Source organism: Pseudomonas sp. LBUM1671, assembly GCF_059695685.1.
The window spans coordinates 4,252,616-4,265,457 of sequence record NZ_CP166782.1 but is presented as its reverse complement, the minus strand read 5'-3'; the positions used below and the strand labels follow the sequence as shown (position 1 = coordinate 4,265,457).

Annotated in this window: 14 protein-coding genes; 6 read left to right on the top strand and 8 right to left on the bottom strand. The window is 59.2% G+C overall.

Going from position 1 to position 12,842, the window contains the following annotated elements:
- Position 1: 1 nt before the first annotated feature.
- Positions 2 to 325 carry a quinohemoprotein amine dehydrogenase subunit gamma gene (gene qhpC, locus ACA060_RS19670; RefSeq protein ID WP_008027961.1) on the top strand — a complete coding sequence of 108 codons (324 nt, stop codon included), beginning with the start codon at positions 2 to 4 and terminating at the stop codon, positions 323 to 325.
- Positions 326 to 350: 25 nt separating this feature from the next.
- Positions 351 to 1,469 carry a quinohemoprotein amine dehydrogenase subunit beta gene (gene peaD, locus ACA060_RS19665; protein ID WP_497312657.1) on the top strand — a complete coding sequence of 373 codons (1,119 nt, stop codon included), beginning with the start codon at positions 351 to 353 and terminating at the stop codon, positions 1,467 to 1,469.
- A gap of 139 nt (positions 1,470 to 1,608) precedes the next feature.
- Here the strand turns inward: peaD and ACA060_RS19660 are convergent, their stop codons facing one another.
- Entirely contained in the window at positions 1,609 to 2,010 is a 402-nt protein-coding gene (locus tag ACA060_RS19660; RefSeq protein WP_497312655.1) for a lysozyme inhibitor LprI family protein, read from the bottom strand.
- A 272-nt stretch (positions 2,011 to 2,282) separates the two neighbouring features.
- On the opposite strand from ACA060_RS19660, the gene ACA060_RS19655 reads away from it, so the two are divergent.
- Positions 2,283 to 2,771: an SRPBCC family protein gene (locus tag ACA060_RS19655; protein WP_497312653.1), complete on the top strand. Its 489-nt coding sequence runs from the start codon at positions 2,283 to 2,285 to the stop codon at positions 2,769 to 2,771.
- Positions 2,772 to 2,778: 7 nt separating this feature from the next.
- Entirely contained in the window at positions 2,779 to 3,579 is an 801-nt protein-coding gene (locus tag ACA060_RS19650; RefSeq protein ID WP_497312651.1) for an aminoglycoside phosphotransferase family protein, read from the top strand.
- Between the two features lie 469 nt (positions 3,580 to 4,048).
- Here ACA060_RS19650 and inhA read toward each other — a convergent pair whose 3' ends face one another.
- Positions 4,049 to 4,726: an isonitrile hydratase gene (gene inhA / locus ACA060_RS19645; RefSeq protein WP_497312649.1), complete on the bottom strand. Its 678-nt coding sequence runs from the start codon at positions 4,724 to 4,726 to the stop codon at positions 4,049 to 4,051.
- Positions 4,727 to 4,815: 89 nt separating this feature from the next.
- On the opposite strand from inhA, the gene ACA060_RS19640 reads away from it, so the two are divergent.
- Complete coding sequence (locus tag ACA060_RS19640) at positions 4,816 to 5,799, top strand: GlxA family transcriptional regulator (RefSeq protein ID WP_109633435.1); 984 nt, start codon at positions 4,816 to 4,818, stop codon at positions 5,797 to 5,799.
- Here ACA060_RS19640 and ACA060_RS19635 read toward each other — a convergent pair.
- The 6 genes from ACA060_RS19635 to idi all read right to left on the bottom strand — a co-directional run bounded on the left by ACA060_RS19635 (position 5,768) and on the right by idi (position 11,617).
- On the bottom strand, positions 5,768 to 6,670 hold the full coding sequence (locus tag ACA060_RS19635) for an alpha/beta fold hydrolase (protein WP_497312647.1): 903 nt from the start codon (positions 6,668 to 6,670) through the stop codon (positions 5,768 to 5,770). The genes ACA060_RS19640 and ACA060_RS19635 overlap by 32 nt on opposite strands.
- 60 nt (positions 6,671 to 6,730) lie before the next feature.
- On the bottom strand, positions 6,731 to 7,120 hold the full coding sequence (locus ACA060_RS19630; RefSeq protein WP_497312645.1) for a hypothetical protein: 390 nt from the start codon (positions 7,118 to 7,120) through the stop codon (positions 6,731 to 6,733).
- A 181-nt stretch (positions 7,121 to 7,301) separates the two neighbouring features.
- Entirely contained in the window at positions 7,302 to 9,128 is a 1,827-nt protein-coding gene (locus ACA060_RS19625; protein ID WP_497312643.1) for a glycoside hydrolase family 15 protein, read from the bottom strand.
- Positions 9,121 to 9,909 (bottom strand): SDR family oxidoreductase, encoded by a 789-nt coding sequence (locus ACA060_RS19620; RefSeq protein WP_497312641.1) that lies wholly within the window; start codon positions 9,907 to 9,909, stop codon positions 9,121 to 9,123. The genes ACA060_RS19625 and ACA060_RS19620 overlap by 8 nt, the downstream gene beginning before the upstream one ends.
- Before the next feature lie 157 nt (positions 9,910 to 10,066).
- Entirely contained in the window at positions 10,067 to 10,984 is a 918-nt protein-coding gene (locus ACA060_RS19615; protein ID WP_497312639.1) for a terpene synthase family protein, read from the bottom strand.
- Positions 10,985 to 11,056: 72 nt separating this feature from the next.
- On the bottom strand, positions 11,057 to 11,617 hold the full coding sequence (gene idi, locus ACA060_RS19610; RefSeq protein WP_497312637.1) for an isopentenyl-diphosphate Delta-isomerase: 561 nt from the start codon (positions 11,615 to 11,617) through the stop codon (positions 11,057 to 11,059).
- 321 nt (positions 11,618 to 11,938) lie between these two features.
- Between idi and ACA060_RS19605 the strand changes: the two genes are divergently transcribed.
- Complete coding sequence (locus tag ACA060_RS19605; RefSeq protein WP_497312635.1) at positions 11,939 to 12,673, top strand: thioesterase II family protein; 735 nt, start codon at positions 11,939 to 11,941, stop codon at positions 12,671 to 12,673.
- The last annotated feature ends 169 nt before the right edge of the window (positions 12,674 to 12,842 follow it).

Here is a 12,842-nt window from a genome sequence, read left to right as displayed (position 1 = left end):
TATGAAACATCTCAAGGCAATCAATAATAAAGCGTTGAAACTCGATGAGGCCGCGGCCGAAAACCGTATCGAAGAAGTGGTGGCGATGAGCTCTGTTGCGGGCTGCGCCTCGACCACCGACCCGGGTTGGGAGATCGATGCGTTTGGCGGGGTGTCGTCGCTGTGCCAGCCGATGGAAGCCGACCTTTATGGCTGCTCCGACCCTTGCTGGTGGCCGGCCCAGGTGCCCGACATGATGAGCACCTACCCGGACTGGAACAAGGATGCCCAGGCGTCCAACGACAACTGGCGCAACCTTGGCACTGTCTTCCCTAAAGACAAGTGATCGGACAGAGAAGAAGGATTCCAGCATGCAAAGCATCAAAGCCTGCGGCCTGGCCGCATTCGCCGTCCTGAGCACCTCTCCGCTCACTGTTCTGGCCGATGAAAACACCGCATTACAAGCAGGTCACGAGTACATGGTGACCACCAATTATCCGAACAACCTGCACGTCATCGACCTGGCCACCGACACGGTGCTCAAGACCTGCAAGATGCCGGACGCTTTCGGCCCTGGCACCGTTCAGCTGTCGCCGGATCGCAAGACCGCTTACGTGCTGAACAATCACTACGCCGATGTCTACGGCGTTGAACTCGACAGCTGCAAGCAGGTGTTCCACGCCAGCATCACCCAGAAACCGGGGGAGAAAGCCAAGTCGATGTTCGCCTTCACCCTCAGCCACGATGGCAAGGAACTGTTCGCCATCGCCAACCCGACATTGATGCTCAATGACCGCTACGAAGTGCAACAGCCTCGGCTCGATGTCTACGCCACCGACGCCGGCCTGGACGCCAAACCCGTGCGCAGTTTCCCGGCACCACGGCAGCTGACCATCATGCAGAGCGGTGACGACGGCACGCTGTATGTGGCGGGGGCGGATGTCTACAAGGTCGATGTGAAGACCGGCAAGTTCGACGTGCTGATCCCCAGTCGCCACTGGAAACGACCGAACTACAGTGCGCCGGACGTGCTTTACGTGTGGAACCAGCAGACCTATCGCCACGACTTCTCGCTGCTTTACACCACGGCGAAATTCAAGGACAAGAAGCAGGACCCCGCAACGGCCGAATACCTGTACGGACTGTTCAGCATCGACCTGAAAACCGGCAAGACCGAAACCACCGACTTTGGTCCGCTGACGGAAATCTACTTCAGTGGCATGCGCTCGCCCAAGGATCCGAACCTGATGTTTGGCGTGCTCAACCGCTTGGCCAAGTACGACATCAAGGAGAAGAAAATGCTGCAGGCGGCGACGCTGGATCATTCTTACTACTGCATTTCCTTCAACAAGGACGGCAGCAAGATCTATCTGGCCGGGACGTTCAATGATGTGGCGATTTTTGATCCGGAGAGCATGAAGCAGATTGGCAACATCAAATTGCCGGGTGGGGATATGGCGATCACCACTGCGCAGATATTTGTCCGGTAATTGCGGCGCCTGATCGGCCGCCATCGCGAGCAGGCTCGCTCCCACAGTGGAACTTCAGTGTGATCACTATTGTGTGAACAACCCTGAACCCTGTGGGAGCGAGCCTGCTCGCGATGAGGCCCTGATAGTCACTAAAGAACTATGCCCCCGGCACCGGGCAACTCATATCCCCTTCCTGACACTTCAGATAATTCTTGAAAGTCTCCACCCGCGCCTTGGTCAACTCCGTTACGCAGTTGCTGTAGATCAGCGGATAAACACTCCCGCCTTCCACCGCAGACGCCGAGAACTTGCACTCGGCATCCCGAAACGCAATCCACGAACGCTGCGCCCCGAGTAGCAGCTTTTTGCTGTCCGGGTTGCTCTTCAAGCGATTGGTGATCTGCTGGTAAAGCGCATTCAACTCCTTATCCGCCGTCTTGTGCTGCTGCGCTGCGCACTGGTTCATCGTGGCCTGGTCGGTGGCGTTGTCGCAGTCCGCGGCGTGGGCAACGGTGGTGAGCAACAACGGCGTCAGCGCCAGAAGGACGCGTGGATGCATAGTTATTCTCGCTGTGATGGGTAAAAGTTGAAATGCAGTGTAGCGAAGAGGGTGGTCAACCAATAACGAAGTCAGGCGCCACCTCTTTAGCCAAGGGGCTTGCCTGCGTTAACGGTCCCATACTTTGCCTGGCATTCATCTGCGAGCCAGAACTTACCACTGCAAATGCAGCCGAATATTTCAGACATACTTGATAACAACTCCCCATTGATACAACTTTAGGGTTGGTCTTGTGGTCTTACAGGCCTACTGTTCAGTACAGGAGGTGACTTATGAACCCAGCATCAGATCGCATCGAAAGGAAAATCCTGCTCAGAGTGCCGCGCTCGCACGTCTGGCGTGTGGTGGCCAATGCCGAAGCCTTCGGGCAGTGGTTTGGCGTGGCGCTGGAAGGCAAGCGCTTTGTCGCCGGTGAATGGACGCAAGGGCAGATTACTTACCCAGGTTATGAGCACTTGCTGTGGAATGTGTTGGTAGAGCGGGTCGAGCCGGAGCGGGTGTTTTCGTTTCGCTGGCACCCGTATGCGATTGAGCCCGATATCGATTACTCCCAGGAGCCCACCACGCTGGTGAAATTCGAGCTCGAAGACATGGATGAAGGCACCTTGTTGAAGGTCACCGAGTCCGGTTTTGATCACATCCCGCAAGCGCGCAGGCTCAAGGCATTCCGCATGGACAGCCGTGGCTGGGATGAGCAGATGAACAATATCGAAGAGTTTCTGAAAACCAGCGCCAAGGCTCGCGAGCGTCAGTCAGAGTAAACGTTGCATGTTTGAACCTTGGTTGAAACGCTGGGCCCTGGTGCCGGACGGCGAACCGATCATCACGCCCGGCAGTCGTTTGCTGCCGGTACGGATGGGTGATTCACCGGCCATGTTGAAAGTCGCCATCGATGCCGAGGAAAAGTTCGGCAATCTGCTGATGAGCTGGTGGGGCGGCGAGGGTGCCGCGCGGGTTTACGCCCATCACAGCGAAGCCTTGGTGCTTGAACGTGCCGAGGGTGAGCGATCGCTGATGCGCATGGCGCTCAACGGCCAGGATGACGAAGCCAGCCGGATCCTGTGTGCGGCATTGGCTCGTTTGCATGCTCCGCGTCCATCACCACCACCGCCGCTGATTCCCTTGTCTTCATGGTTCGCTTCATTGCGCCTGGCGGCCGAGCAGCAGGGCGGCACTTATTTGTTCAGCCTGATAACCGCCGAAGCGTTGCTCGCCGCACCGCAGGACGTGGTGGTTTTGCACGGTGATATGCACCACGACAACGTTCTGGATTTCGGCCCGCGAGGCTGGCTGGCCATCGATCCAAAGCGGGTGATGGGCGAGCGCGGGTTCGACTACGCCAACCTGATCTGCAATCCCGAATTGCCGACGGCGACTGATCCACAACGCTTCCAAAGACAAATCGAGGTCGTAGCCGAAGCCGCGGGGCTTGAACGTCGCCGGCTGCTGCAATGGATGTTGGCGTTTGCGGGATTGTCGGCGGCATGGTTTCTTGAGGATAACGATGACGTTGCAGCACAAGGTCAGCTGCAGGCCGCTGAACTCGCGGCTTCCATGCTGGATGCCTGACGCGTCTAAGGGTTTTCGGAAGGGCGGGTATAGCGAATGTCTTACACGCGATGGTAGCTATGTCGTCTGTTGCACATTGGATCCGAAGCGTAATCTAGCCTCATCAACTGAAGCACAGGAAGTGCTCCAGGATCATGGATGATCGACCATTAGCAAGGATTCGCTACCGACAGGGAGTCGATATGGTCTTGGGAAAACCCGCTTCGGCGGGTTTTTTTTCGTCTGCTGAAAACTGCCACTCGGTGGTGCTTTATGGCTCGAATGGTCAAAGGCTTACACGGCTTAACGGGTATGTCGTCTTTTGATGCTTCATCGATGCGCTTATTCTGGATCCATCAACTGAAGCACAGGGAGTGCCTCAGGATCACGGATGATCGACCATTGGCCAGGATGGCTGCCGACAGGATGTCGAAAATGGTCTTGAGAAACCCGCCGAGGCGGGTTTTTTTTCGCCTGTCGAAAAGTGCTCCTACAGCCTGGCCGCTGCCCGCTCAGTGATCTGCGCCCGTTGCTGCAATGATTGCGCTGAACGCCGATGAGCTTCTGCCAATACGCTTTGCGGCGCCGTTTCCGGGCTGCCGGAATGGAACGGCGGTGCCGGGGCGTATTCCAGTTGCAACTGCACCAGTTCAGCCGTGTCTTTATCGAACAACTCGGCGGCCAGGGTCAGAGCAAAATCGATTCCGGCGGTAATCCCGCCACCCGTCAGCAGATTGCCGTCGCGCACCACGCGATCCTTTACCGGTATCGCGCCCAAAGGTGCCAGCAGTTCGTGATAAGCCCAGTGCGTGGTCGCACGCTTGCCCTTCAGCAGACCGGCCGCGCCGAGCACCAGCGCCCCGGTGCACACTGACGTGACATAACGCGCGTTGGCCGCCTGAGCCTTGATGAAGGCTAATGTCTGCTCGTCCTCCATCAACGGCCCGACACCGCTGCCCCCGGGAATGCAGATCACATCCAGCGCCGGGCAATCGTCGAAAGTCGTGGTCGGCTTCAGCACCAGTCCAGTGCTCGAAGTCACCGGCACCAGGTCCTTCCAGATCAGGTGCACCTTCACGTCCGGCAGCGAAGCCAGTACGTCGTAAGGGCCGGTGAGGTCCAGTTGTTGAACCTGTGGAAACAACAGAAAACCGATCTGCAGCGTCATGGTGTTTTTCTCATGGAGTGGGTGGACGGCTTCACTCTAGGCTCGTAGGATCTGGCGCATACGCCAATCACCCCACGAATTACGCCAACATGCCGAAAACCATTCATGTGCTTGCGTTCGCCAATGTGCAACTGCTCGATGTCACCGGGCCGTTGCAGGTGTTCGCCTCGGCGAACGACATCGCCCGTCAACACGGCTTGCCGCCGCCCTACGCACCAACGGTGATTGCCAGCGGCGGCGGGGCGGTGATGTCGTCGGCGGGGCTGGCGCTGTTGGCCGAGCCGTTGCCCGAGCAAGGCAGCGACACCCTAATCATCGCCGGGGGCTGGGGTGTTTATGCCGCGGCCGAAGACGAGCCGCTGGTGGCATGGGTGCGTGAACATGCGACGGCGTGTCGGCGGGTGTCATCGGTATGCACCGGAGCGTTTTTACTGGCGGCCAGTGGCTGGCTCGATGGTCGGCGGGTGGTGACTCACTGGACCCGTTGCGAGCAACTGGCGCAACAGTATCCCCGATTGCGGGTCGAACCCAATCCGATATTCATCAACGACGGCCCGGTCTGGACCTCGGCCGGGGTCACGGCGGGCATCGACCTTTCGTTGGCGATGGTCGAAGAGGATCTGGGGCGCACGATGGCCTTGGAGGTCGCCCGGCAACTGGTGGTGTTCCTCAAACGCCCGGGCGGCCAGTCGCAGTTCAGCGTGACCTTGTCGCTGCAAAAGGAAGGCAGCCGGTTCGACGAACTTCATGCCTGGATCAGCGAACATCTCACCATGGATCTGGGCATTCCGACCCTCGCCTTGCAAGCCGGCATGAGCGAGCGCAGCTTCGTTCGCCATTACCGCGCCGACACCGGCCAGACGCCGGCGCGGGCCATTGAGCTGATCCGGGTCGAGACCGCGCGTCGTTTACTCAGCGACACAGGTTTGCCGATCAAACGGGTGGCGGTGCAGTGTGGGTTCGGCAGTGAAGAGACGCTTCGACGCAGTTTTCTGCGGGCCATGGGCGTGACGCCGCAAGCCTATCGCGAGCGGTTTTCCGTCAGCGCTGAAGCAGATCCAGTAATGCCTTGAGGGTCGCTTCGGGCGCTTCTTCGGGGATGTTGTGACCGACGCCGGCCAGCACTCGACGCTCATAAAACCCCGTGAAATGCTCGATGTCGTCATCGATCTCCTCTGCCGGTCCGACGCCATCGTCGGCCCCGCACAGGGAAATCGTCGGGACGCTGATCGGCGGTTGCCGGGTCAGCACTTCTTCCATCCACTCCAGTGCAGGATCGCCTGGCGTGTACATGAATCGGTGCCGATACGAGTGAATCACCACCTCGACGAAATCCGGGTTGTCGAAGACCGGTGCGCTCAGCGGATAACGCTCAGGGCCTTGGGCCCAAGTAGGTGACCACAACGTCCAGAGCAATTCGCACAAGTCCCGGCGATTTTTCGTCAGACCTTCGACGCCGCGCGGGGTGTGAAAGTAATACTGATACCAGAGGCGATGTTCGGTTTCCGGGCCCTGCGGCTGGGTGGAGCCGGGAATATTCTGCAGGTTGTAGCCATCACCCGTCACCAGGCAACGAACCCGCTCCGGCCAAAGCGCCGCCACGATGCACGCCGCCCGACCGCCCCAGTCGTAGCCGCAGAGGGCGGCTTTCGGGATGGCCAGCACGTCCATCAAGTCCAACAGGTCCTGGGCGAGGGCGGCTTGTTGGCCCGAGCGCAGGGTATCGGGGTTGTTGAAAACCGTCAGACCGTAGCCGCGAAGGTACGGGACGACGACGCGGTAGCCTTTTGCCGCAAGAGTCGGGGCGATTTCGTCGTAGCCGCGGGGGGAGTAGGGAAATCCGTGGAGGAGGATGACGGGGTCGCCGGTGGTTGGGCCGTGTTCCTCGTAGGCGACCGTCAAAACCGGGGTTTTGGCGTATTGGATCGAGGCTTCATGGTTCATCGGACACTCCGGAGGTGTTTTTTCAAACGAATGAAGCACATCGACCAGAGGGCCGCCGTCTCAGGCTTCCACTTCCGCCACCTGGTTGAAGTACTTCGATCGGTCCGGCGTAAACGTCACCACCATCCTGGTCCGCGAACACGTCAACGCCCGCTCTTCATCAAGACCCACATCCAGATCTTCCCCGCGCAAACCCTGCCACTGGGCGAGGTATTTGAGCGATCCGTATTTTTCGAGTTTTTTCAGGCTGCGGCTGACGCCACCTTTCCAGCCCAGCACCGGCAGTTCGCCGGCAAGGCAGCGTTGGGCGAGCTCGGGGAAACGGATGGCGCGTTGGCGGCCGATTTCCCAGCATTTGATCAGCCCTTTGTCGTGGGCTTCCCACAATTCGTTGCGGTTCAGGCCTGAACGGAACGGGGCGTCGATGGTGCGGTGGATGCGGTGGCTCATTCTGGTTCCTTGAATTCGGGTTTTATTGGGCAGCTCCGCTGCACCCGTTGAGCGTGGATGTTAGGGGTGGATGTAACGGCTGGCAACAAACGTTTTCGAGCGGTTGGAATGAGCGGTTTCGGGTGATTGGGCAGGTTTGTTTAATGGTTGTAGGTGATAGCCCTGTATCGGTGACGCGGTCTCAAGGCTGCCAGTAATTCTTCTCCCCACTCAATTTGCGATCCAGAAAACTCGCCGCGCTGATCAGCGCCAGGTGCGTCAGGGCTTGCGGCGTGTTGCCCAGATGCCGCGCATGGCTGTCGAATTCTTCGGCGTACAAACCCAGCGGGTTGGCGTACCTGAGCAACTGCTCAAATTCCAGATGCGCCTTTTCCACCTGACCCGCCCGGGCCAGGCATTCGACGTACCAGAACGAACATGCGGCAAAGGCGCCTTCGGTGCCGGCGAGGCCGTCGATCTGGCTGTCTTCGTTGCGATAGCGGTAGACCATGCCGTCGCGGACCAGGGTTTTCTGGATCGCTTCGAGGGTCGAGAGCCAGCGCGGATCCTTGGCGCTGACGAAGCGCACCAGCGGCATCAGCAGCATCGAACCGTCCAGCGCGGTGCCGCCAATGTGCTGCACGAAATGTCCGCGTTCTTCGTTCCAGAAATTGTCCCAGATGTCGGCGTAGATCGCTTGACGGGTCTGGTCCCAGCGAGCGAACGGGGCGGGCAGGGAGCGTTTGGAGGCGAGGCGAATGGCCCGGTCCAGTGCGACCCAGCACATCAGCCGCGAGTGCAGGAAGTGATGCTGCTCGCCACGCATTTCCCAGATGCCCACATCTTTTTGCTGCCAGGTTTCACAGACCTGATCCACCACTTCCACCGCGTGTTTCCAGCCCTCATGGGAGATGGCGTCGCCGTATTTGTTGACCAGGTACACCGCGTCCATCAACTCGCCGAAGATGTCGAGCTGGACCTGATCGTAAGCCTGATTGCCGATCCGTACCGGCGTCGCGCCGCCGTGGCCTGACAGGTGCGGGAGTTCGGTTTCCGGCAGTTCCTGGCGACCGTCAATGGCGTAGAGGATATTGAGTTTCATCGGTTTGCCATGGCAATCGCTGACCCGCCCACGCAGCCAGCGCATGTAATCGTTGGCCTCGTGAACGAAGCCCAGGCGCATGAAGGCGTAGACGGTGAATGAGGCGTCGCGGATCCAGGTGTAGCGGTAGTCCCAGTTGCGTTCGCCGCCGGGCGTTTCCGGCAGGCCGAACGTGGCCGCGGCGAGTATCGCCCCGTGTTTGCGTGAGGTCAGCAGCTTCAGGGCCAGGGCCGAGCGGTTGACCATTTCCCGCCAGCGGCCGCGGTAATTGGACTGCCCGCTCCAGTCGCGCCAGAACTTCAGCGTGCGTTCCAGGCACAAGTCGGCGGCGCCTTCGTTGAAGCGCGGGTCGTCGATACCACCGAGCAGAAACTCGGCGCTCTGGTCTTGTTTGAGGGTGAATACGGCGACTGCCGCGTTGCCATCAAGGCTCAACACCTGGTCTGAAGACAGGCGCAGAGAGGGCTGATCATTAGCCTCGAACGCCACATCTTTTTCATCCATGCGCGCGCGAGTTTTGGCGCGCGCGTAGTCATGGCGCACCGCGCAGCGCATGTAAAACGTCGCCTGGCCGCTGACCACGCGAACCCGGCGCATCAGCACCGGCAAATCATCTTCGCTGTCGCCGATCGGCAGCAGGTCGGTGACTTCAACCACGGCGCGATCGCTGAGCCAGCGGGTTTGCAGCACGTTGGTGTCGGGCAGGTAAATCTGCTCTCGGCGCGCATCGGGCAAGTCCGGCGACAGTTGGAAAATCCCGGCCTCGGGGGTGTCCAGCAGCGAGCAGAAGATTGACGGACTGTCGAATTCCGGCCAGCAGAAAAAGTCCACGCTGCCCTTGTCATTGACCAGTGCCGCGCTGCGCATGTCGCCGATGATGCCGTGGGCGTCAATGTTGCTTTGTCGTTCGGGATGATGATCAGCCATTGCCGCGAAACTCCGGATAGAGGCTCATGCCGCCGTCGATGAACAGGGTGGTGCCGACGATGTAGTCGGAGGCATCCGAGACGAGGAAGACCACCGCGTTGGCGACGTCCTCGACTTCACCGACCCGGCCGTAAGGAATGAGTTTGAGCAACTGTTCCTCGTTGGCATCGTGGTTGATCGCCGTGCGAATCGCCCCCGGCGCGATGCCATTAATGCGGATGCGCTGGTGGCTGACTTCCTGGGCGAGGGTTTGCATCAGCATGTCCACGCCACCCTTGGACGCGGCGTAGTTGACGTGGCCGGCCCAGGGAATCCGCTGGTGCACCGAGCTCATATGAATAATCTTGCCGGCGGCCCGGGACACGCCTTCGCGAACACCTTGCCGGTTGAAAATGCGCAGGGCGGCCCGGGCGCAAAGGAACTGGCCGGTGAGGTTGACGCCGATCACCTGGTTCCAGTCGGCGAGGGTCATGTCTACTGCTGGCGCGTCTTTCTGCATGCCCGAATTGGCCACCAGAATGTCCAGCGAGCCGAACGCGTCGAGGGTTTGCGCGAACAGCCGTTCGACATCGGCTTCGTTGGAGACATCGGCACCGAGGGCGAGGGCGCGACCGCCTTCAGCGTTGATCTGCCGGGCCAGTGCTTCGGCAGGTTCAGCCTGGGAATGGTAGTTGATCACCACCGCGGCCCCAGCGGCGGCCAATGCCTTGGCGGCGCCTGCGCCGATGCCGGAACTGGCGCCGGTGATGAGGGCGACTTGTTGGTCGAGAGATATCAGCATGAACGTTAGCGCCTTAAAGTGAGGGCCTAATTAGCTGACTGGTTTGCAGGACGCAGAGTTCACTTGGGGTTCCAGGGCCGCTACCCGGCGAGCAGGTGCCGGTCGGGTGAGCCATGCTTCTTTGCGTTCACGCCCATTGATCTTCAGCGGTGAACATTTATGCATAACGCTGAGTGTCGTTTTCGATCCAGTCCTGATACCCGCGTAGCCAATCCTGTGTGGCCTTGATGTAGTGGCAAATGCCGGGTGCCTTCTGGCTGCTTACGGATTGAGCGAGGCGGGAAAAGAGGCTGATTTCATCCCGTACCCGCTGAGCGACAAAGTCGACACTTTCCTGCAATGTATGGCCAAGAGCTGCGTGACTGGTCACTAGGTTCCCGTGCGGGCCCGGTTCCTGAAGCTCTTTGACCAGGCTTTGGATGTCGTTACTCCAGCTGGCAATGTTGTTGGCATGTAACCGCAGTTGTTGCAGGTCGGCTCGATAGTATTCCTCGGGTGACAGGGGGCTATGGCTGGCAATGTCAGCCAGCACCATGCAGGCATCCATGCCGCTTGTATGGCGACGCAGGGTCTTGTGTTGGCGAGTGTCCACCGGTTGGTGATGTATCTGATTGAGAAGCAACAGGCCGCAGGTGCTCGTCCACATTCGCATTGATTGGGCGAATCGTTGGAACTGTTCTTCGGTCAGTTGCTGTTTCAGCCGTTGACAGATATCCAGCCAGGCGACTTCCTGTGCAATGGGGACCGGACTCGGTTGATCCAGATCGAGTACGTCGATGATGGCGGTCAAGTGAGTGATCGTTGTCGGTGAAAAGGTTCTGACGCGATCAATGAGGTCATCGAAGAGGAAAAACCAGGCAATGAAATCAGCGATGGTTTGTAGCAGCGTCGGCTCGGCGTGCGGGTAGCAGCGCGCCGCCAGCCAGCCAAATCGGGCTTTGGCAACCTTGGCGGCGCAGTGTTCGTGCGCAGTGACCCCGTGCTTGCGTAGCCAGGCATTAGTTTGCTGTTCAATGCTGGCCGCAATGGGGGAGCAGTTACCCGTCCATGGGAATTCGAAGACCGGGATGTGCAACTCATCAAGCTCTTCAGGGGCGCTAGTGGTCGACATGATCGTCTCGAGGGCGACTGTTCATGGAAGGGCTCTCTATTCAGGAGCCGTCTGGGGACTCGCTTCTGCGAGATCTCTCCAGGCGCTTAGCCCGGCGGGGCCTACGGTTTCGAGCAGCCGGCGGAACCAGATAGTGAAGGTCTTGGGTTCGGCGGCAATACGCAGAGTAAGCTCGGACAGTGTTTGCCATTGCCAGTCATTGGCCTCTTCGGGATTGGCGACGGGCGTGCAATCGCTGGTCCCGACGAATATGTGGCCGTACTCGTGCTCGATGAGCTGGTTTGAAACCGGCTCACGGTAGAGAAGGGTAAAGACTTTACGCAATTGACACGTGATGCCCATTTCTTCAAACAAGCGGCGTTTTGCTGCGGCAGCGGTCCGTTCGCCCGGGCGGGGATGACCGCAGCAGGTATTGCTCCACAAACCCTGGGAATGGTATTTGCCGAACGCGCGCTGTTGCAGCAGCAGGAGGCCTTCGCTGTTAAAAATGAAGATTGAGAAAGCGCGGTGCAAGAGGCCCTGTTGATGGGCTTGCAACTTCTCGGCGATACCTTTTTTACGATCCTGTCGGTCAACCAGGATAAGAAATTCGTCCATAGCCAGACTCCATGGTGTCTTCGCTACCGGACCTTTACTGCTGACCAGACGACGTAGGGAAATTCAGACGTGTACCTGTATTAATCGAAATCTAGTCAAGGCTTTTGCCCTCTGCAAATTTCCGTTAGACCGTTTTAATTGTCTTGTTAAAGTGCCAAAGGGTGTGCCGACCTAAGTGTTTTGTACACGTTTGAGCGGCGATACTCTCCAGAACTCTTCCCCTCGCCACACTATCAATGTCCGGCACCTCTACAACGTTGAGACTAATTCCCCGCTGCGCTCATCCGTTCCCTTGGTAGACAACTTTTCGAGGTAAGCCCGGTGACCCAGCTGACATTGCTGTGCCTGCCCTATTCAGGCGCGAGCGCCATGGTCTATAGCCGCTGGCGGCGCAAGCTACCGGAATGGCTCAAGCTGCAACCGGTAGAGTTGCCGGGCCGAGGCGCGCGGTATGGCGAGCCGTTGCACACCGACATGCGGCGCCTGGCGCTGCAACTGGCGCAGGAACAAAAAGCCACGCTCAGGGCACCGTACGCGTTGTTCGGCCATAGCCTGGGCGCTTTGCTGGCCTGTGAAATGGCCCATGCGTTTCGCTCACTGGGTTGCCCGGAGCCGGTGGCGCTGTTCGCTTCCGGCACGGCGGCGCCGACGATGCGGGCCGACTACGATCGCGGTTTCGCTGAGCCCAAAACTGATGCCGAGTTGATCGATCAGCTGCGCACCCTCAATGGCACCAGCGAAGAAGTGCTGGCCAACGAAGAACTGATGAGCCTGACGCTGCCGGTGCTGCGTGCGGATTTCCTGCTGTGCGGGCGTTTCGAACCGCAGCAGCGTCCGTTGCTCAAGTGCCCGGTGCACGTGCTCGGCGGCAAGGCCGACCGCGCCACCACCGAGCAGTTGATCGGCTGGAGCAAGGAAACCCACGGCAGCTTTTCCGTGGACATGCTGGCCGGCGGGCATTTCTTCATCCATGAGCACGAGGCCAAGGTGCTGCGGGTGATCAAGGATCAGCTCGATGTGCACCATCGCCGGCATGGCTTGATGGCCGTCAGCTGACAGATCTCAAGCTTCACTTAATACCTGTGGGAGCGGGCTTGCCCGCGATAGCGGTCTGTCAGTCACATAGCAGTTGAATGTGCCGACCCTATCGCGGGCAAGCCCGCTCCCACAGGTTTTTTCATCGCCCTATATTTCCTCGTTCCATCCCCCTTCCTGATACTTGTTC